Raw genomic sequence first — 17,959 nt, 5'->3', positions numbered from 1 at the left:
TCCCGGGGAGGGGTGAGTTCGCTGATCACCGTGAGGCTGATGTTCAGCCCATGCCTGACATGACCTGTTCACGATGACGGATGTCCGGCAGACTCGAAGCATGTCTTTCGGTCGTCGTGTCCATGCGCCCCCTGAGTTGGCGGAGCCAGCCTCGAATCCTGGGGATGTCGTGCTCAGGGTTGAACTTCTTGGAATAGAGCCAGTCATTTGGCGGCGCATCCGCGTGGGGCAGGATGCTCGATTGCCCGATCTCCACACGATCGTCAACGCCGCTATGGGGTGGCTGGATTGCCATTTGCACTCGTTCAGAGTTGAAGACAATGCGCCGTTCCTCACGAACATCGACTTGATCGAGGGTTCAGACGCGGGCATTCATGAGGGCTCCGTGCGCGTCAGCCAGGTGTTGCGCTCAGTCGGTGACGAGCTGATGTACGACTATGACTTCGGGGACGGTTGGGAACATCGAATTACTCTCGAGGAGATCCTGCCGAGCATTGAATCCACGGTGCCCCATGTGCTCGACGGGGCCCGGGCCTGCCCACCCGAGGATTGTGGAGGGATCCCCGGCTATGGCGAACTCTTGCGGGCTCGCCAGGCGACTAGCCCTGATGAGCATCAACGGATGCTGTTGGATTGGTGCCCACCGGGATGGGATCCGGAACGCTTCGACGTGGACCGGCATAACCGCGTGGTCAACGCGCTGATGAATCCGCAGCCACTGGACGATGTAAGGCCTGAGCTGATCGAGCTGATCGACTCATCTGCTACGCGGAAAGAACTACTCGTGACGTTGCAGATGACCGAATTCAGCCAACATCCGCCCACGGAACAAGAAATGGCCGACGCGGTTCGGCCGTTTCAACTGCTCCTGGACGCGGTTGATGACGGCGTCACGCTGAGTAAGGCGGGTTGGCTCCCACCCACCGTGGTCAAACGGCTGGCAACGACCCTGGGCGTGCCGTCGTGGATAGGTCAAAACAATAGAGAGCAACACACAAGACCAGTTCAGGACTACCGGCGGACCCTCACACACTTGGGGTTGCTGAAGGTCCGCAAAGGAGAGCTCAGTCGGACGCAGATCGGAAAGAAGCTGTCAGGCGACCCGCGTGAACTCTTCTTTTACATCGCCATGAAGTTGCCCCTGGGCCGGGACGATTTCGACCGTCACGCTGGGTGGTTGTGCCTACTCCACCGAGCCGCTGGTATACCCGATTCGACCTACGGCGACTGGGTAGCCGACCAGCTGATGCTGCTCGGCTGGGCCCCGCCGGGTGAGTCTCCAGTCTCCGCGTTCGAGGTGTATGAGGTCACCCGGGATACAGCATGCGCGCTTGGGCGGGATGCATGGGAGCTTTCGATTGTTTCCCAGGAAGGCTCCCTGGCTCTGGCTCAAGCCGCGCTGCTCCGCCCGGATGTTCTTAGATATTCAATATAATGATGGGTCTTCTGAACTCCAACCTCTCACCACTACTCATCAAGGTGTCTATCGCAGCAAGTGATGCTCGATACCTCTAGCCGGCTATTGTTCGCTATGCCAATATATTGATATGGGTCAGCCTGAATTTCACTACGTGGACCAACTTCCCCGCCGCCCGCAGAAGCCTGAGATGCGCCTCGTTGCAAAAGATGGTGTGCGGCTCCGCGAGATGGGCGGCGAATCGTGGCTGGAGGTGGACCCGAGCGCGATCAAAGCGATGGCCTACGAGGCGTTCAGCGATGTATCCCATTTCTTGCGGACCGATCATCTGGCACAGCTGCGGCGAATCCTGGACGACCCGGAGGCCTCACCCAATGACCGCTACGTGGCCCTGGACCTGTTGAAGAACGCCAACGTGTCCTCCGGGGGTGTTCTGCCCATGTGCCAGGACACCGGCACGGCGATCGTTGCGGCCAAGCGGGGTCACCGGGTGATCACTGACGGCAAGGACGCCGAGTACCTTTCGCACGGCATCTTTGACGCTTTCCAGGAGCTCAATCTGCGGTACTCCCAGATGACGCCGGTCTCCATGTGGGACGAGGTCAATACGGGAACCAATCTGCCTGCCCAGATAGAGGTTTCGCTGGGTGAAGGAGCGCAGTACGAGTTCCTCTTCATGGCCAAGGGTGGTGGGAGTGCCAATAAGTCCTTCCTCTACCAGGAGACCAAAGCGCTCCTGGATGAGCAGCGGATGCTGGACTTCCTGCGGGGGAAGATCGAAAGCCTGGGGACGACGGCCTGCCCGCCGTATCACTTGGCGGTTGTCATTGGTGGTACGTCCGCGGAGTTCGCGCTGAAGACCGCCAAGCTGGCCTCCGCCCACTACCTGGACACCCTGCCCGATCACGGTGAAGGCCTGGGCAGCGGTTACCGTGACGTGGATTTCGAGGAAAAGGTCTTCAAGCTGACCACTCAGTTGGGGCTCGGCGCGCAGTTCGGCGGCAAGTATTTCTGCCACGACGTGCGAGTCATCCGATTGTCACGACATGGCGGCTCGCTTCCCGTGGCACTCGCGGTATCTTGCTCGGCCGACCGCCAGGTGCTGGGGGAGATCACCGCGGACGGTGTCTTCCTCGAGCAACTCGAACGAGACCCTGCCCGGTTCATCCCGAACACGGGCCTGGAAGAACTGACCGGCTCGGAGGACGTGGTGGCCATCGACCTGGACACCTCGATGGGCGAGATTCGGCAGCGACTGAGCCAGTGCGACGTCGGCGCGCGAGTATCCCTGAACGGGACATTGATCGTGGCCCGCGATATTGCCCACGCGGAAATGCGCGCGAAACTCGAACGGGGCGAAGATCTGCCGGACTACATGCTTCAGCACCCCGTCTATTACGCCGGACCTGCAAAGACTCCCAGCGGAATGGCCTCGGGGTCGTTCGGGCCGACCACTGGTGGCCGGATGGACGGATACGTCGAAGATTTCCAGTCGCGGGGTGGTTCATTGGTGATGCTGGCAAAAGGCAACCGGTCCGCTTCCGTGACCCAATCGTGTGAACGCCATGGTGGCTTCTATTTGGGTTCGGTGGGCGGACCGGCTGCCCGGTTGGCTCAGGACTGCATCACGTCAGTCGAGGTGCTCGACTATGAACACCTGGGAATGGAAGCAGTCTTCAAGATCACTGTGGAAGATTTCCCCGCTTTTGTCGTTGTCGATGACAAGGGCAACGATTTCTTCCAGGATGGAGGTGCGACCGTTGTCCCCCTGGGTCGCACTCGGCTGGTAGATCACCCCTGATGTATCGGGCCTAGTCAAAGTCCGATGCGTACTTTTGGCGCTCATCGAGCTCTTCGGTCAGTTCCTCGACGCGATCCAGCGTGGCAGGATCTGCGCCCTCCGGGTTGGTGAGGTATTCGCGTTCGAGCTGCCGACATACCCGGCCGTGAAGGGCCAGTACCGTCATCAAGTCAAGGTCTGCCAGCTCGCTGGGGAACTGATCTGCTGGAGCCAGGAAGGTGCTGGCGGGGTCGAGTCGGCGGGAGTCAGTGGGCGCACTTTGGGGAGTGCTCGAGGGGGTCGTGGGAATGATGATTTCGCTCATGATGCACCTTCCTTGTGGGGCGCTGCTACCAGGCTCGTGTAAGTGCTCGATGCGCCTATGTCGACAGTTGCGTGATGGCGGGGGAGGTGGGCGGGAACCACGAATTGAACGGGTGGCCCGTTGCCCAGGGATACCGCGTTATCGACGGCATCGCGCAGCAACTCCAATCCAGCCGCGTCAACATGGCGCGTGGGGGTTGCGTCTACGGTGACGTGAATGCCGGGCGTGAGTTTGCGAGCCCGGCGGATGAGGGGCAGAAGAGCCGGCTGGCTAAACCTGGTCAGGCATCCTGCGGTGATGAGCCGGATATTTTTTCGGTCCATGTCGATCTGGACGGTTACAGAAATTTTATGGTCCACTCGTGCAGCCTTCCTCCATGTTAGGGGGTGGCCGCGGCTTGACCTACAGCTAAGCCTAATGGACTACCAGTGAGTAGGGAACGTTTTCCCAGATAAGCGGTAATTTGGAGGCAAAGTGTTAACGTTCAAAATGAGTGCGACCGGGCCCGCCGCCCATTTTTGCCACCAGCTCGGCGGCGAGGTCACGCAGCTTGATATTGCGGTGGTTGGAGGCTGCGGTGAGGATATCCACGGCCTCACCTTGCGAACATCGGTTCTGCCCCATGACGATCCCCACGGCAAGGTTGATCACCGTGCGGGAATTGATGGCGGCCGTCAGGTCTTTTTCTACGTCCCGCTGACTTTCCAACCTCAAAGCGAGACGCAGCGCGCTGGAGACGGCGGTGACATCTTGTTCGATCAGCTCGATCGCGGAGCCATCGAAGGCGCGCGGACGGGTCGCATAGACATCCAGCCCCGCAGCTGCGCCACTCTCGAGCTCCATGGGGATACCCAGGATGGAGTAGATCCCCATGTCGGCAGCAGCCTTCTCTTACTCGGGCCAGCGAGTGTCGGTTCGAGTGTCGGGCACGTACACCACCTGCTTGTCCCGGGCAGCGGTCAGGCAGGGGCCATCCCCGTGGTGGAGCTGGAGCTCATCGAGGTCTTCCAGGAGCTCGTGCGAAGAAGCCATTGGAGTGGTGCGCTTGGGGCGCAACAGGGTCACTGAGCAATAGACCTCGTTCCGGTTATCGGAAATAGTCCGGGCCAGGTTGACCGTGAAGGTGTTGAGAAATTCGGAGATTTTTTCACTGTCGAGCAGCAGTTGTTGGATCTGCTCGTGGGAGAGGTCGTCGGCCTCGCGGTTGGTCATGGACTGCTCCTTTGCAGCTGTGCCGAACTCCCCGAACGGATCGATTCGGGGCCAGAAGTTTCAGCCCAGTCTAGTCTTCCACGACCTCTTTGCCCTCAGGATCTTCCCGTTCAGCGGGAGTCGGCCCGTCAACCGGTGAGGTTCGACGGCGCAGGATATCGGCCGAGTACGGAGCCCGAGGGGGAGCCTGCTCTACGAGGAGTTCATTAGCGGCTTGGGCGAGGAGGTCGCGTTGGAGGCGCGGCAGGACCAAGGAGTGGTGGAGGAAGGCGTCCATCTCGAACTCGCTGATGCTCCCACCAATGCTGAAGAAGTACAGCCACAAGCGACCTTGGTCTATATTGGCTGCGCGCATGGTCGCCAATAACTGTCGTGCCTGTTCGTAGCCGACAGAAGCGTCATCGGACTCATATGATTTCACGGTGATTCGCCCTGCTTCTCCCAATCAGTAAAGATTTCGGAGGCCACGTCGATGACGCGGCGATTGCTGGTTCTCGCCCGTTCCAGCAAACGGGTGCGCGCTACATCCCGGTTCAGATGCTCCTGAGCCATGAGGACACCCGCAGCCAAACCGATGGTGTCCCGTGTGGTCAAGGCGTCCGTCAATGCTTTACTCAGTCGCACCGGAGTGTCGATGCTCTGCGCTGTGCCCAGCAGTGTGGCAGCGGCATCGGCCAGCAAACCTAGAAGGTGCACCTCTGTCTCGCCAAAGGCATGGGACTCTGCCGCGTAGACCTTCAAGGCACCAACATGACGTCCTCGGTAAATCATGGGGGAGCTCAGGATCGATCCGATCCCCATGGAGGACACGGCCCCGATCCAATCCGGCCAGCGGGTTTCGGTGGCGGTGTCGTCTACACGTTGGGGATCGCCGGTAGCCCATGCGCTCAAGCAGGGGCCTTGTCCCAATTCGTATTGCAGAGCGTCGACCGCCTCCACGGTGGGATCGGTGGAAGCACTGGATAGTCGCTTGCCGTCTTCATCGAGGAGGGAGAAGCCGGCGCCGGCTGCGGAGGGAACGGTCTGATGAGCGGCCCAAGCGAGTTTGCTCGCCGCGGAGGTGGCGTCCTTCTCGTTCAGGATCATCCCGGACAGGTGCGCGAAGATCCTACTGAGTTCAACGGGTGTGGAATCAAATGACATGATGTGCGCCGTTCTTTGGGTGGCCGGTCAGAGTGGGATGGCATCTGCCCCAAAGTGATATGTGAGTTCCCGGCCGAAGTCAGAAATCAGCTTATGAACCACTGTACTCGGGAAGTGCGGTTTCACTCGGGAAGGTGACAGGTGATTCTTAGAGTTCGAGCACCCGCGCGTGGATGACCGAGCGATGGTGGAGTGCGGTACGGAGGGCACGGTGAACGCCGTCCTCCAGGTAAAGCGTGCCGTTCCAGGAGACGACATGCGGGAAAAGGTCACCGAAAAAAGTGGAATCGGCGTCCAGGAGTTTTGACAGATCCAGCATGGACTGCGTGGTCACCAGGTCGGCGAGTCTCACTTGCTTGGGTGGAATTTTCGACCAGTCAGAGGGTGTGACCAGGCCGTGTTCGGGGTAGGGGCGTGAATCGCCCACGGCCTTGAAGATCATTGGTTCAGCCTAATGTGTTGCGCTCCTGCGATGAGGTGCGGTTCCGATGGGGGGACTTCTTACGAAACCACACTCAAGGCCGGTCGCGCCAAAGGCAACTGAACGGGGCGGAAGTTCTGATCGAACTGGGCGCCCAGGCCACGCTGGATGAACAGAACGGTCGCATCGGTCCGTTCCTTCTGAGCTCGCTCGCTCTCGGCGCCATGACTGCGGTCCGCTGTGGACGCGAGTGAACCGTGCACGAGCTGGGTGAGCTGGGCGGGATCGGTACGGGGGAGGTAGCCCTCGGACATGGCGCGTTCCAGGATGCCCACCAGGACCCCTTGGAGCTTGCCCACGTGCGCGCCCAGCTTGGCAAAATCCTCGGGTGCGAGCACGGTCTTCATCGCCTCGCCGGGGGGCAAATGACGGCGGCTCATGTCCTCGAGCTGTGCCCGTACGTAGATGCCCAACTGATCGATGGGATTGTCGGTCTCGGTCAGATCCCGCTCCAGATCCGCGACGAACCGTTCGGTCTCGTCCAGCGCATAGGCGACCAGCAGCTCACCCATGTCCGCGAAGTAGTTGTAGACGGCGGTGCGCCCCACGCCCGCGGTCTTTGCCACCTGGGTCATGGTCAGATCGGTGAGCCCTTGGGTGTAGAGCAGTTCTCCAAACGCGGTGAGGATCGAACGCTGAGTGCGCTCTCGCTGGGCGGCGTTACTGGAGGCTGTAATGCGGGGCATGATGACACCTTATCTGATTCTGTCAGTAAAGCGGGGAAGCTCTGACCTAGGCGGGTGACGGTCTGTCATTACATTCAACGGCACGGGGTGCCAGATGTAATCCAGGCGCAGCAATCTCACTGAGACCTTTCAGGAAACGTCCCGCTTGTGCCCCGAATGCCGACGACGCCGCGCTCGCTGGCCCCCAGCGCGGGGAACCGGTGCGCGCGGCGTCGTCGATCGTGGGAGTCAGGACTCGGCGGCGAGCCCGCCCTGCCACAGGGATTCGAACGGGAGGTGAGAATCGAGTCGGTGGCGGATGCCGGCGGAAACGAACGCCTTGGCGGTGCGAGCGGCGTCGATCTCGGACGCGCCCTTGGCCAGCTCGGCGGCAACCGCGGCGGCCAACGAGCAGCCCGCACCCGAGACCGGGACCTCGCCCACCTTGGGTTCACTGAGTACCTCGAGCTCGGAGCCGTCGTAGAAGACATCTACGGCGTCCGGGCCGGACAAACGCACGCCGCCCTTGGCCAGCACGGTGGCTCCGGAGGAATCGTGGATGCGCTTGGCGGCTTCCTTGAGGTCCTCCACGTTGTCGATCTCGTTCATGCCCGACAGCGACAACGATTCGAAGTGGTTGGGCGTCACGAACGTGGCCAACGGCAGCACCTCAGCCTTGAGTGCCTGGTCCGTGTCCAGGGCTGCCCCGGGCTCCTGACCCTTGCAGATCAGGACGGGATCCAGCACCAAGTGGCGCGGCTTGAGCTCCGTCATGGCCTTGGCCACGGTGTGAATGGTGTCCGGGGAGCCGAGCATGCCGATCTTGACGGCATCCAGGTCATACGCGGCAGAAATAGTCTGCAGTTGATTGGCCAGCGTTTCCTGGTCCACGGGAGTGACGCGGTGGGCCCAATCATTCTCGGGATCGAACGCGACAATGCAGGTCAGCGCCAGGGAGCCGAAAACGCCCAGCGAAGTGAAGGTCTTGATATCCGCAAGCGCGCCGGCTCCACCGGTGACTTCGGAACCGGCGATCGTCATGGCAACGGGAGGCTGCGGGCGGGAAAGTTTAGTCATGGGCATATTGTGCTCCTGTCATCCCCGTGCTCGCGAATTCAATGCAACAGGCGTAACCATTACACTGATCCACGACGCCGGGTGGCAGACGACGTCAGCACCAGTCCCCTTGATTTCGTGGAGAGTTTGTCGTGCCCAATTCCGCCACCCCGGTCAGCCGTGACGTTTCCGCAACCGCGGTCGCGGCCGACGCCGCCGGCCCCGCTTTTGCTCGCCGGCCCCGCACCTACTTCGACCTGATTCTGGCCGCCTACTGCGTAATCCTGGTGCTCTCCAACATCGGCGCGACCAAGGGCGTGGAGTTCGGTCCCATCATCACGGACGGCGGGTTCTTCCTGTTCCCCTTGGCCTACGTGCTGGGTGACGTGGTTTCCGAGGTCTATGGCTTCAGAGCTGCGCGGAAGGCCATCATCACGTCCTTCGTGTTCGGGGCGTTCTCCTCCGCGGTGTTCTGGATCGTGATCATCCTGCCGCCGGCCGAGTTCTACGAGAACCAGTCCGCCTTCGAGGCCGTGCTGGGCCCCGTTCCGTTGATTGTGGTCGGCTCATTGCTCGGTTACCTGGTGGGTCAGTTGCTCAACGCCTTTGTCATGGTCAGGATCAAGGCCAAGACCAAGGAGAAGCACCTGTGGGCCCGCCTGATCGGTTCCACCATGGTGGGGGAGCTGGTGGATACCATCATCTTCTGCTCGATCGCCGCGCCGATCATCGGCATCGACTCGTGGTCAGGGTTCTTCAACTACGTGATCGTGGGCTACGTGTACAAGTGCCTGGTGGAGGTGCTCATCATGCCCGTGACCTACGCGGTGATCGGATGGATCAAGCGCCGTGAGCCGAGCTATGGGCCGGTGCAGAACGGCGTCGAAACCCGAAACTAGCTCGCGGCCCTCCGCCGTTTCCCGATGCCTTACCGGGGAGCGGCCGGGCCAGAGACCGGGTCGTGAAACCCAGGGTTACCGCCAGTCAGTAGCCCAGGTAGGCGAGCTGCGCTGCGATCGAATGCTCGGCCGCCCGACGTACGCCGTCCGGGACATCCGCGTAAACGGCGTCCGTGATGGCGCCGAGGCTGGTGTTGCTACCCAAGTCATTGAGCACCGAGCGGACCTGATCCAGCCGCTCCAAGCGGTGCTCCGTGAGCTCCTCACAAATTTCCTGAATGTCGTGCAGGGGCCCGGCGTGGGCGGGTAGCACCATGGCACCCGAATGCTGCGCCAAGAGATTGAGCGAGCGGAGGTAATCGCCCAGAGAGCCGTCCGGGTGATCGATCATCGTGGAGCCGCGACCCAGGATCGTGTCACCGGTGATCACAGTTTCCGGCTCATCGTGCGGAATCCTGAAACACACGGAGTCCGAGGTGTGGCCCGGGGTCGCGATGACCTGGATGCGCATGCCCGCGGCCACAATGGTGTCCCCATCGCTGAGGGGCTCTCCGTCGCGGCAGTGCTCGGAAAGTACAGCGCGCACCGGAGCGCCGGTCAGCTTGTGCAACCGGTCGATACCGTCCGTGTGATCCCCGTGCCGGTGGGTGATCAGAATCAGCACCACGTTGCCCACATTCGCAATGGCCCGTAGATGTCCCAGGTCCTCGGGGCCCGGGTCCACGACTACGATGTCGCTGCCGGGCCACGAACCACGGCCCTGGGCCGAGGGGTGAGCGCCGTACGTGGGATGCTCCGGGTCTGAGCCGGGCGCGGACAGAATCCAGGTGTTGGTGCCGTCCAACGTCATAGGGCCCGGGTTGGGTGCCAGGATCACACCCGCGCACGCGCTGACCCGGCGCAACTCGCCGGGCTGGACGTGTGGTTGGTCCGGAACCATTTAAATTCGGTTCTCCTGCACGGCCGCGGCAATCGTGTCGAAAGCGGTGAGGGTGGTCAACAACATCCACGCATCCTGGGGGACCGGCCAGCTGGAAAGCTTGGTGGCCACCACGCGTGCAGGGCGGTTGATGTAGATCATCTGACCGTGGATACCCAGAGCCAGAATCACGTCCGAACCTTCCCGCGGAATCCAGAACTGATTGCGGTACATGCCTCCGGGCATGCGGGTGTCCGTGGGGGAGTCGGCGAAGACCTGGCGAGAATCCGGGGCACCGGCCATGGTGTCGTAGATCCATTCCGCGGGGGTGACCCGAGCGCCGGTCATGGAAACTCCGTCACCCAGGACCACACGGCCCACGCGGGCGATATCGCGCAGCGAGGCGGAAATACCACCGTCGAACATGCCGGTTCCGGTGCTGTCCACGCCAATGTTGGCGTCCTCTTCAGCGCCGATACGGCTCCACAGCATGCGGGACATCAACTGCTGCATGCGGGCACCGCCGGCTGCTTCGCAGACCCAACCAAGGACGTCGGTTTCTGCGGAACGGTACTCGAACACACCGCCGTGCTCGCGGACCTTCTTCAAGCCAAGCAGGAACTCGTACATGCTGCGTGGGCCCGGGTGTGTCCAGGGCTTCCAACCGATGGCTTCCTCGAGCTGGCGAACCTCGGCATCAGGATCCGTGTATTCCTCGGAGAAGCGCACGCCGGTACGCATGTCCAAGAGATTGCGCACCGTGGCACCGGCATATCCCGAATATGCCAACTGAGGCACATAAGCGGTCACGGGCGCATCCAAGTGCAGAAGACCCGAGCCCCACAGGGAGCCTGCCACCAGGGACACCAGGGACTTGCTCACGGACATCAGCAAATGCTTGGTGTTCGGAGCCATGCCGCTGGGGTATTGCTCGGCGAGGATCTTGCCGTCGTGCTCGACCAGCCAACCGTCCGTGTAGGTCCAGTCCATGACTTCGCCCACGGTGAGGAACCGGCCGTCGACCGTGACAAGGGGAAGGTTCTCCACGGGTGCGGGAGCACTCTCGAACGGGGCTGCCGGTGCCGCGGCGCGCGAAATGGCTGCGGTGGGCAGGATGTCCGCAATGTGCTGGAAGGACCACGCGAGTTGCTCGGGGGTCTGCCAGTTGTTGAGAGTGACTCCCATACCCGGGGAGCCGCTGGTCTCGCTGAGCAACCTAGGCCTTCAAACCTGCGGATCCTTTGGCCCCTGCTGGACGTACCAGGGGAGTCACGGTGTACATGTCACGGAAGGATTCGATCAAGTGCTTGGCTCGAATGCTCAGCGCGGTGCCATTGCCGGTGTCACGCTGCAACCGCCCGATCGAGACAATGATGCCCAAATCTGCGCCCTTCCAACGGAACTCGCCGGGACCGTAGATCCGCATGAAAAAGACTTCCGACGAGTTCTGAAGCTGGTGCCAGTCTAGCGCCGGGCGGCGGTAAACGAGGCCCCCGTCAGCATCCACGAAGTACTGGCCCGTGCGGGGTGCCTTGTCGATGCGTGCCACACCCGGAGAGATTTCCTTGACCACGGCCTGGCTCCACACATCAACGGCGGCCAGTTCAGCCCAGCGTTCGTTGATCTCGTCCACGTCAAGCTGCAGTTCTACGTCCATGTACTGCAGCAGGTGGAACAGGAACAGCGGAACGTCAGCGTAGGCGCCGGCGGTGACCTGGGTGATGGAGGTGGCCCCGGAAATCCGTGGATTCAGCTCGCCCAGGTACACGTCCTTGGTGTCCAGATCGATGAGCACGTCCACCTCGAAGAAGCCCATGTAGCCTTCCTCGCCCAGGCGGTCGCCCAACCGGCGGACCATGTCCGAGGCAATAGCTCGAGTCTCGTCGTCGAGCACGTCCGGGAACGTCTCGTTGCCGCACCAACCACCGCGGTAGGGGGTCAGCTCGGGGTACCCGGTCAGCTCCGTCATAAACGGGCCCACAATGGTCCCGGCATCGGTGCGAACCGCTTCCACCGCAACGGGGAAGTTGTTGATGCGCTTCATGACCTTGACCTCTTGGCCAACGATCTCGTCCTTGTGCTGGTCCCAGTCTTCTTCGGAATCGATGAAGAACGTGGTCTTGCCGGAATCGCCGTAGGCGGTCTGCACGACCAGATCCGTGCCGAGCTTGTTCTCGGTGGTTTCTTTCTTGAGCTCTTCCCACGAGTCCACCGTGGTGAGGATATTCGGAACCGAAGGCACACCCACCTCATTGCCGAGGCGCGTGGTGATCAACTTGGAGTCCAGCATTTCGCGCAATTCTGCCTTGGGCAGGATCAAGTCGTAGCCGAGCTCCTCGCAGATTTCCTCGGTTTCTTCGTTGAAGAACACCAAGGCGATCTTGGGGCGGGTGCCGCGCGGCGTGCGGGAATCGATGAGGGCTCGCACCTCATGATGGCGCAGAAGCCAGTTGTTGATGTCTTCGCCGGATTCGAATTCACGCGCGGGCTTGTTCTTGGGGGTGAAGATGCGCGGGTGCGCGCCGTCCCAGCCGTCGTAAAAGGAGATGTAGGAGAGGTTGCGCACCCAACGATCCAGTCCCAGAAGGTTGAACGGGGTGGCTCCCACGAAGAACACGGGTGTGTCGTTGACGCGGAAGAAGTGGCGCACCTCAGAGATGTTGCGCAGCACTCGACGTGTGGGTCCGGCCATGCTGGCCGGGACGTACTTGGCATCAACGCCCACGCCGTAGCCTCCGGCCGTGACCTCGTGGGATTCGTCCACGGATGCAGGCCGGCCGGGTACTACACCCTTGGCCGGCTGTTCGGCCTGCTCGCCCTCGCGGTGATCCACCAGAGAGAGTCCACCGGTGGGTGGTGCTTTGAATGCGCCGTCCACAGGCTCATTGGCAGGAGTGCCAGCGAGCGTTTCCCCTACACCCGATTCAGCCGCGTCCTGCGCTGGTGAGGGCGTGGAAGCCGAGCCCCCGCCGTCTTGGTCCTTGTTCTCGGTCATTCTGACCACCCCTTTGGATCGTTGTATTTCCCGTTTATACAGGTCCGTGATTGTGGCGCACAACACACGGAGGCGTGTCCCGTGAATTGCGAAGGAAGATTTCACAATTCGGGACCGCCTGAGCGTGATGAGCAGTAAGGTGATCATTGCAATTGATAGTAATTTCTGAGAGTTTCATCTCGGTATTCGAAATAATTCCCGTGATTGATGGCGTCCCGCGCTCCGGACACCACGTCCAGGATGAACCGCTCGTTGTGGATGGAAGCCAGGGTCGCGGCGTTGCGTTCCTTGGCCTTGAACAAATGGCGCAGGTATGCCCGAGTGTAGTGGGCGCACGTGTAGCACGGGCAGGTTTCGGAGATGGGTGTGAAGTCCCGGGCGAAACGGGCGTTGGTCAGGTTAAATCGTCCGGTGGGTGAGTAAACGGCCGAGGAGCGGGCCACGCGAGTAGGTGAAACACAGTCGAATGTGTCCACGCCGTTGTCAATGGCGGTGAAAATATCATCGGGTTCGGAAATTCCCAAAAGATGTTTCGGAGTATTTTCCGGCAACTCTTCCGTGCACCAACGAACAATTGTGCCCAACTGCTGTTTTTCCAATGCACCCCCAATTCCGAAGCCATCGAATCCCATGGTCGCAAGATCCCGGCATGCCTTGCGGCGCAGATCCTCGTACTGAGCGCCCTGGATGACTCCGAACAGCGCCTGGTACGGCTTGTGAGAGCGTTCTTCCGTCAGGCGCTCATGCTCGGCGATGCAGCGTAGGGCCCACAGCCGCGTCCGTTCCAAGGCTTCCTCCTGGTAGCCCCGGGAATTATGAAGCGTGGTGAGCTCATCAAAGGCGAACATGATGTCCGCGCCCAGGTTGTGCTGGATCTGCATGGAAATTTCCGGCGTGAAGCGGTGAAGGTCGCCGTTGATGTAAGAACGGAACCACACGCCGTCGTCATCAACGTTGGCCATGCGTTCCTGGCCCTTGGCGACGTCGTCGTCACCGAGCGGTTCTTTGACCGTGGACATGTCGATGACCTTGCCCAAGCCTGAACCTTGGGACATGACCTGGAAGCCACCCGAATCGGTGAAGGTGGGGCCGGGCCAGTTCATGAACTTACCGAGCCCGCCGGCGGCATCGAGAATGTCGTCGCCGGGCTGCAAGAACAGGTGATAGGCGTTCGCGAGCATGGCCTGAGCGCCCTCGTCCGCCATGGACTCCGGCAGTACGGCCTTGACCGCGGCTTGGGTGGCCACGGGGATGAACGCCGGTGTCTGGATGTCGCCGTGCGGAGTGTGGATAGTGCCGGTGCGGCCCTGGAACTGGCCCCCGTTACCTTCGATCTGTTCTGGCGAGGGGGATGAGCTGTCCCGCAGGCGGGTCTCGATCTCGAAGCTGAATGGAGCGCTGGATGTTTCGGTACTGGGCGTAGGCACCACACCATTGTGCCGGTTCCGGCGAGCTGCGAGAGAATGGGCCCGGTTCAACGTTCCAGACAGAAAGGTAGGCCGCACCCAGGTGAGCACGGTTGCCCAGTTTTTCGCCCTTCCGCCATCCCAGAGGGATCACATCCCGGCGGCGCGCATCGCGCTGTCCGTGGCCATACCCTTGTTGGTTTTGTTGGCCTTGGACCGGACGGACCTGGCGATCTACGCGGCGTTCGGCGCGTTCACCTCCATTTATGCGCGCAACGAACCAATCAGGGATCGCTTCAAGCACCAATCGCAGGCCGGTCTCATCCTGGTGGTGTGCGTGCTGTTGGGTGCGTTGCTGTCCAACCTGGGTGTCGCACAGGTTGTGACGCTGGGGATCACCGCAGTGGTCGCCGGCCTGGGCGCCCTGTTAGCGGCGTACTTGAATCTCAAACCGGCCGGATCATTGTTCTTCATCTTTGCCGTGGGTGCCGTGGGCTCTCTTCCGGATGCCGCACCAGTGTGGCTCGCTGCGCTGATTGCTGCGTTGTCCGCGGGGCTCTCCGTGGTGCTCGGGTTGGGCGCCAAGTGGGTAGGGGAAGGAATTCAGGGGCCCATCGCCCCGGTTCCCGCTCACCACGGACTGACCACCACTCAGCTGTGGTCCCACGCCGGTCGGTTTTTCCTGGCCACTTCCGTTGCCGGTGCCTTGGGCGTGATGAGCGGGATGTCCCACAGCTACTGGGCCATGGTTGCCGCCGCGGCCCCGATTGCCGCCCCGGATCTGAGCGCACGGCTGCAGCGCGGGGTGCACCGCATGGTCGGCACGCTGGGTGGTGTGGGTGTCACCGCGTTCCTGCTGTCGATGCAGTTGGAAACCTGGCACATCGTGGTGTTCGTGATCATCCTGCAGTTCCTGGCGGAGCTGTTCGTGGGGCGTAATTATTCGATTGCGCTGTTGTTCATCACCCCGCTGGCTCTGCTCATGACGCAGTTGGTGCACCCGGTGGAAACGGTGTCTCTGCTGCAGGCACGCGCGGTGGAAACCGTGATCGGTGCGGTATGCGGTTTGGCGGTCGTGTACTTCTTCCGGTCCCGTTCGGAGCGCGAAGCAGATACCCGAGCGGTCCCCCTGATTCGCCAGGCCACCAATGGTGAGGAACCGAGGGACTAGCCGCTCGTTCCAAAACATTCGAATGGAAAGCTCCTTTAATGACCCGGCACACCCTGAACACTGAACTGAACTGAACTGAACAACAGCGACAGCCTCACGGCCGACCGCGGCAGATGGTCGGTGTCCGGGACGAACCGGGCGATCATCGCAATTCTGGTGCTTGCCGCGATGATCCCTGCGGTGCAGGGGAACTGGCTGAATGCGCTCATCACGCTGCTCGTGGCAGCAGCTTGGTGGCTGACCTCTCGGATGGCCCGCTGGCGTGATTCATCGGATCGAGAGCGCGTGCAGACCTTCGAGCCCGCGGACGAGCGGGAGCGTGCGATGGAGCGCCAGGCGCTGTCGCAGACCGGGCGGATCGCTCCGTTGTCTCTCCTGGCTCAGTCCGTGGCCTTCTTCTACCTGGTGCCGCAGTACTGGTTCTACTCCGCGGGCACGCTGGTGGTCTTCGGGATCATTTGGTTCACCGCCGCTGCCCAGGCGGCGCGCAGCGCATAGGAAGCGCGGTGCTCCCCGGTGACATTTCTGGCACAAGTTCGCAGAAAACGCCGGGTTTCAGGCGCGTTCCTCTGTCCTAAATGTTCAGCTGCGATCCTCGACCTCAGATGTCCGAGGGCGAGTGCTTTCGGACGAGAAAGCGCGCGAAACGCAACCGAGCGGCGTCGTCGGTGAGGCTCAGCGACCCCAACCTGCGTGCGCGATGGCCTGGCGGATCAGATCCCCGCGGCCACCCTCGAACTCACCCTGGACCTCCTCGGACAGCGCTTCCTCAGGGGTCATCCACGACAACTGCAGTGCGTCCTGGCGAGGCTCGCATTCACCGCGCACGGGAATGATGTAACTCAATGCCACCGCGTGCTGACGGTCATCGGTTAGGCCCGTCTCGGACGGGGACGGGAAGAACTCGGAGACCGCGAACGGGACCGTGGAGGATGGCATCTGCGGGAACGCGAGCGAACCGAGATCCTTCTCGAGGTGCCGTAGCAGTGCCGCGCGTACCGTCTCGCGGTACATCACGCGTCCGGAGACGAACGTGCGCACCATGTGGCCCTCCGAGGTCCCCTGCAGGAGCAGGCCGATCTCGGAAATGCAGCCGAGAGGGTCCAAGCGCACGGGAATGGCCTGGATGTACACGATGGGCAGCAGCGATCGGGCGTGATCGAGATCCTCTTCGCTGAGCCAGCCTGGATTGGGGTCCGGAGTACGTACAGAACTCATACAGTGTTTCTACCGCAGCACACCCTTTTGGGCTATGCCGCGAGTCGGATTCACGGGGTGGTTCAGCGCACAGCCGAACCTCACGCGAGCAGGGCGGCGGCTTCCAGAACGGTCCATGCCTGTACTTGCGTGCCGAGTTCCACGGGGGCACCCACGCGCTGGGCCTCGTTGGCGTGGCGCGCCGGAACGGGAGAGAAGACGGCCACGGTCTCCCCCTCCTCCCGCCGGGAGCCGGGCTTGGAGAAATCCTCGTCGGGGTCGAATTCACGCCGACCCTCCCACAGCGCCCCGGCAGTCTCTTCAACCAGTTCACGAGCCAGGTCCCGTGCATCCGGGGCCAGCAGGGGCGACGACGCCGCTTCGCCCAGATAGCGCGCCAGGATCCCCATGAACAGGCCGCCATCCCCGCCGCCGTGAGCGCGCAGGACGGGCTTGTCATGTGGGCCTTCTTCGGTGAACTGCTGCGCCGCACCGTGGACGATGGCGGCGGCGCGGTCCAGCCACGACTGACGTTCAGCTGTGTCTTCGGTGATCTCTGCCAGTTCCAGCACGGCGCCGAGCACCGGTCCGGAGTTGTAGCTGTACAGCGCGCGATCCACGGAAGTGGTTTCCGTGCCGGAACCGGCGGCGACCAAGCGGATGCCGTCCAGGAAAGCCCCGCGGCCGTCATCCCACAGGGTGTCGAACAACCAGGTCAGTTGGTCGCGGGCTTCCGCCACGTGGTGGGTGCGCAGCAGCGCGAGTGCGGTAGGAGCCGTGGCGGCGGTGTTCTTGTAGTCGCGGGTGGTGTTCCACCACGTACCGCCGCCCAGGTTGTCGTCGCAACCCGATTGGAGGCGGGTCATGAGCGAACTGCCCGCGCTGAGTACATCTTTGCTGCACGCGCCAGTGGCTTGGAGGTCCTCTTCGCGCAAACGCCCCAGGGCGAGGGCGAGCCAGGCCATGTCGTCGAAGAACAGGTTGTTGGTGACCCTGCCACCGCTTCGGATGGCCATGCCGCGCAGCAGTCGGTGGGCGCGGGAACGGAGGCGGGCGGCGTCGTCATCACTGCCGGCTCGGCGCTCGCGGGCGGCGGCGTCGACCAACGCGTCGAGTAGGTGGGCCTGCCACCAGTAGTGCCACGGGCCCATGCGCGGGTGCGGGAAGGCCACGGCGCCCAGGTAGGTACCCGGCATGCCGAAGGCGCGGGAGCCGAACAGATGATCCACGGAGTGCGCTGCTTTGGCGGCGCGGTACGCAGGGGAATCGGACATGGAAGTGCTCCTGAGCCGG

The 17,959-nt window shown here is 62.1% G+C and carries 20 protein-coding genes; 5 read left to right on the top strand and 15 right to left on the bottom strand.

Features of this window, described 5'->3' with window-relative positions; translation table 11 throughout:
* Positions 1 to 100 precede the first annotated feature (100 nt).
* Together RF638_RS00700 and RF638_RS00695 are read left to right on the top strand one after the other, a co-directional pair.
* Complete coding sequence (locus RF638_RS00700; RefSeq protein WP_165189323.1) at positions 101 to 1,435, top strand: plasmid pRiA4b ORF-3 family protein; 1,335 nt, start codon at positions 101 to 103, stop codon at positions 1,433 to 1,435.
* Between the two features lie 172 nt (positions 1,436 to 1,607).
* Positions 1,608 to 3,218, top strand: coding sequence for a FumA C-terminus/TtdB family hydratase beta subunit (locus RF638_RS00695; protein ID WP_368841222.1), 1,611 nt, complete (start codon positions 1,608 to 1,610; stop codon positions 3,216 to 3,218).
* Positions 3,219 to 3,228: 10 nt separating this feature from the next.
* On the opposite strand, the gene RF638_RS00690 is transcribed toward RF638_RS00695, so the two are convergent.
* The 9 genes from RF638_RS00690 to RF638_RS00650 all read right to left on the bottom strand — a co-directional run bounded on the left by RF638_RS00690 (position 3,229) and on the right by RF638_RS00650 (position 8,100).
* Positions 3,229 to 3,522, bottom strand: coding sequence for a hypothetical protein (locus tag RF638_RS00690; RefSeq protein WP_368841221.1), 294 nt, complete (start codon positions 3,520 to 3,522; stop codon positions 3,229 to 3,231).
* The gene (locus RF638_RS00685; protein WP_368841220.1) at positions 3,519 to 3,881 is read right to left on the bottom strand and encodes a hypothetical protein; all 363 of its coding nucleotides are present in this window, start codon (positions 3,879 to 3,881) and stop codon (positions 3,519 to 3,521) included. Before RF638_RS00685 ends, RF638_RS00690 begins: the two co-directional genes overlap by 4 nt.
* Positions 3,882 to 3,999: 118 nt before the next feature.
* Positions 4,000 to 4,395: an ANTAR domain-containing protein gene (locus RF638_RS00680; RefSeq protein ID WP_368841219.1), complete on the bottom strand. Its 396-nt coding sequence runs from the start codon at positions 4,393 to 4,395 to the stop codon at positions 4,000 to 4,002.
* A gap of 18 nt (positions 4,396 to 4,413) precedes the next feature.
* Positions 4,414 to 4,734, bottom strand: a complete 321-nt coding sequence (locus RF638_RS00675) for a hypothetical protein (protein WP_368841218.1) — start codon at positions 4,732 to 4,734, stop codon at positions 4,414 to 4,416.
* Between the two features lie 70 nt (positions 4,735 to 4,804).
* Positions 4,805 to 5,155 carry a hypothetical protein gene (locus RF638_RS00670; RefSeq protein ID WP_368841217.1) on the bottom strand — a complete coding sequence of 117 codons (351 nt, stop codon included), beginning with the start codon at positions 5,153 to 5,155 and terminating at the stop codon, positions 4,805 to 4,807.
* Entirely contained in the window at positions 5,152 to 5,877 is a 726-nt protein-coding gene (locus RF638_RS00665) for a GAF and ANTAR domain-containing protein (RefSeq protein WP_368841216.1), read from the bottom strand. Before RF638_RS00665 ends, RF638_RS00670 begins: the two co-directional genes overlap by 4 nt.
* A 148-nt stretch (positions 5,878 to 6,025) precedes the next feature.
* A complete protein-coding gene (locus RF638_RS00660; RefSeq protein WP_016997782.1) occupies positions 6,026 to 6,319 on the bottom strand; it encodes a type II toxin-antitoxin system VapB family antitoxin in 294 nt (97 codons plus the stop codon).
* Positions 6,320 to 6,378: 59 nt separating this feature from the next.
* Positions 6,379 to 7,044 (bottom strand): TetR/AcrR family transcriptional regulator, encoded by a 666-nt coding sequence (locus tag RF638_RS00655; protein WP_368841215.1) that lies wholly within the window; start codon positions 7,042 to 7,044, stop codon positions 6,379 to 6,381.
* 228 nt (positions 7,045 to 7,272) lie between these two features.
* A complete protein-coding gene (locus RF638_RS00650) occupies positions 7,273 to 8,100 on the bottom strand; it encodes a hydroxymethylpyrimidine/phosphomethylpyrimidine kinase (protein ID WP_368841214.1) in 828 nt (275 codons plus the stop codon).
* A 131-nt stretch (positions 8,101 to 8,231) separates the two neighbouring features.
* Between RF638_RS00650 and RF638_RS00645 the strand changes: the two genes are divergently transcribed.
* Complete coding sequence (locus RF638_RS00645) at positions 8,232 to 8,978, top strand: queuosine precursor transporter (protein ID WP_344224901.1); 747 nt, start codon at positions 8,232 to 8,234, stop codon at positions 8,976 to 8,978.
* An 85-nt stretch (positions 8,979 to 9,063) separates the two neighbouring features.
* On the opposite strand, the gene RF638_RS00640 is transcribed toward RF638_RS00645, so the two are convergent.
* The 4 genes from RF638_RS00640 to tgt all read right to left on the bottom strand — a co-directional run bounded on the left by RF638_RS00640 (position 9,064) and on the right by tgt (position 14,319).
* Positions 9,064 to 9,918: an MBL fold metallo-hydrolase gene (locus RF638_RS00640; protein WP_344224903.1), complete on the bottom strand. Its 855-nt coding sequence runs from the start codon at positions 9,916 to 9,918 to the stop codon at positions 9,064 to 9,066.
* The gene (locus RF638_RS00635) at positions 9,919 to 11,112 is read right to left on the bottom strand and encodes a serine hydrolase domain-containing protein (RefSeq protein WP_368841213.1); all 1,194 of its coding nucleotides are present in this window, start codon (positions 11,110 to 11,112) and stop codon (positions 9,919 to 9,921) included.
* Position 11,113: 1 nt separating this feature from the next.
* Positions 11,114 to 12,892: a biotin carboxylase gene (locus RF638_RS00630; protein WP_368841212.1), complete on the bottom strand. Its 1,779-nt coding sequence runs from the start codon at positions 12,890 to 12,892 to the stop codon at positions 11,114 to 11,116.
* Between the two features lie 143 nt (positions 12,893 to 13,035).
* Positions 13,036 to 14,319: a tRNA guanosine(34) transglycosylase Tgt gene (gene tgt, locus RF638_RS00625; RefSeq protein WP_368841211.1), complete on the bottom strand. Its 1,284-nt coding sequence runs from the start codon at positions 14,317 to 14,319 to the stop codon at positions 13,036 to 13,038.
* 82 nt (positions 14,320 to 14,401) lie between these two features.
* On the opposite strand from tgt, the gene RF638_RS00620 reads away from it, so the two are divergent.
* On the top strand, positions 14,402 to 15,469 hold the full coding sequence (locus tag RF638_RS00620) for an FUSC family protein (protein WP_368841210.1): 1,068 nt from the start codon (positions 14,402 to 14,404) through the stop codon (positions 15,467 to 15,469).
* Positions 15,470 to 15,589: 120 nt separating this feature from the next.
* Positions 15,590 to 15,967 carry a hypothetical protein gene (locus tag RF638_RS00615; protein ID WP_368841209.1) on the top strand — a complete coding sequence of 126 codons (378 nt, stop codon included), beginning with the start codon at positions 15,590 to 15,592 and terminating at the stop codon, positions 15,965 to 15,967.
* A 177-nt stretch (positions 15,968 to 16,144) separates the two neighbouring features.
* Here RF638_RS00615 and RF638_RS00610 read toward each other — a convergent pair whose 3' ends face one another.
* On the bottom strand, positions 16,145 to 16,687 hold the full coding sequence (locus RF638_RS00610) for an NUDIX hydrolase family protein (RefSeq protein WP_344224910.1): 543 nt from the start codon (positions 16,685 to 16,687) through the stop codon (positions 16,145 to 16,147).
* An 80-nt stretch (positions 16,688 to 16,767) separates the two neighbouring features.
* Complete coding sequence (locus RF638_RS00605) at positions 16,768 to 17,940, bottom strand: glycoside hydrolase family 76 protein (RefSeq protein WP_344224911.1); 1,173 nt, start codon at positions 17,938 to 17,940, stop codon at positions 16,768 to 16,770.
* Positions 17,941 to 17,959: the final 19 nt, after the last annotated feature.

The sequence above is a fragment of the Kocuria sp. CPCC 205235 genome (assembly GCF_040980905.1).
In the GTDB taxonomy this organism is placed as follows: Bacteria; Actinomycetota; Actinomycetes; order Actinomycetales; family Micrococcaceae; genus Kocuria; species Kocuria carniphila.
The sequence above is the reverse complement of the archived record's forward strand: the minus strand, read 5'-3'. Positions and strand labels throughout refer to the sequence as shown.

Bases quoted from the DNA above. Each gene is read 5' to 3' on its own strand.
- RF638_RS00695 (WP_368841222.1), top strand. From the start codon at position 1,608: ATGCGCCTCGTTGCAAAAGATGGTGTGCGGCTCCGCGAGATGGGCGGC.
- RF638_RS00700 (WP_165189323.1), top strand. From the start codon at position 101: ATGTCTTTCGGTCGTCGTGTCCATGCGCCCCCTGAGTTGGCGGAGCCA.
- RF638_RS00640 (WP_344224903.1), bottom strand. From the start codon at position 9,918: ATGGTTCCGGACCAACCACACGTCCAGCCCGGCGAGTTGCGCCGGGTC.
- RF638_RS00665 (WP_368841216.1), bottom strand. From the start codon at position 5,877: ATGTCATTTGATTCCACACCCGTTGAACTCAGTAGGATCTTCGCGCAC.
- RF638_RS00605 (WP_344224911.1), bottom strand. From the start codon at position 17,940: ATGTCCGATTCCCCTGCGTACCGCGCCGCCAAAGCAGCGCACTCCGTG.
- RF638_RS00650 (WP_368841214.1), bottom strand. From the start codon at position 8,100: ATGACTAAACTTTCCCGCCCGCAGCCTCCCGTTGCCATGACGATCGCC.
- RF638_RS00655 (WP_368841215.1), bottom strand. From the start codon at position 7,044: ATGCCCCGCATTACAGCCTCCAGTAACGCCGCCCAGCGAGAGCGCACT.
- RF638_RS00630 (WP_368841212.1), bottom strand. From the start codon at position 12,892: ATGACCGAGAACAAGGACCAAGACGGCGGGGGCTCGGCTTCCACGCCC.
- RF638_RS00660 (WP_016997782.1), bottom strand. From the start codon at position 6,319: ATGATCTTCAAGGCCGTGGGCGATTCACGCCCCTACCCCGAACACGGC.
- RF638_RS00680 (WP_368841219.1), bottom strand. From the start codon at position 4,395: ATGGGGATCTACTCCATCCTGGGTATCCCCATGGAGCTCGAGAGTGGC.
- RF638_RS00675 (WP_368841218.1), bottom strand. From the start codon at position 4,734: ATGACCAACCGCGAGGCCGACGACCTCTCCCACGAGCAGATCCAACAA.
- RF638_RS00690 (WP_368841221.1), bottom strand. From the start codon at position 3,522: ATGAGCGAAATCATCATTCCCACGACCCCCTCGAGCACTCCCCAAAGT.
- RF638_RS00610 (WP_344224910.1), bottom strand. From the start codon at position 16,687: ATGAGTTCTGTACGTACTCCGGACCCCAATCCAGGCTGGCTCAGCGAA.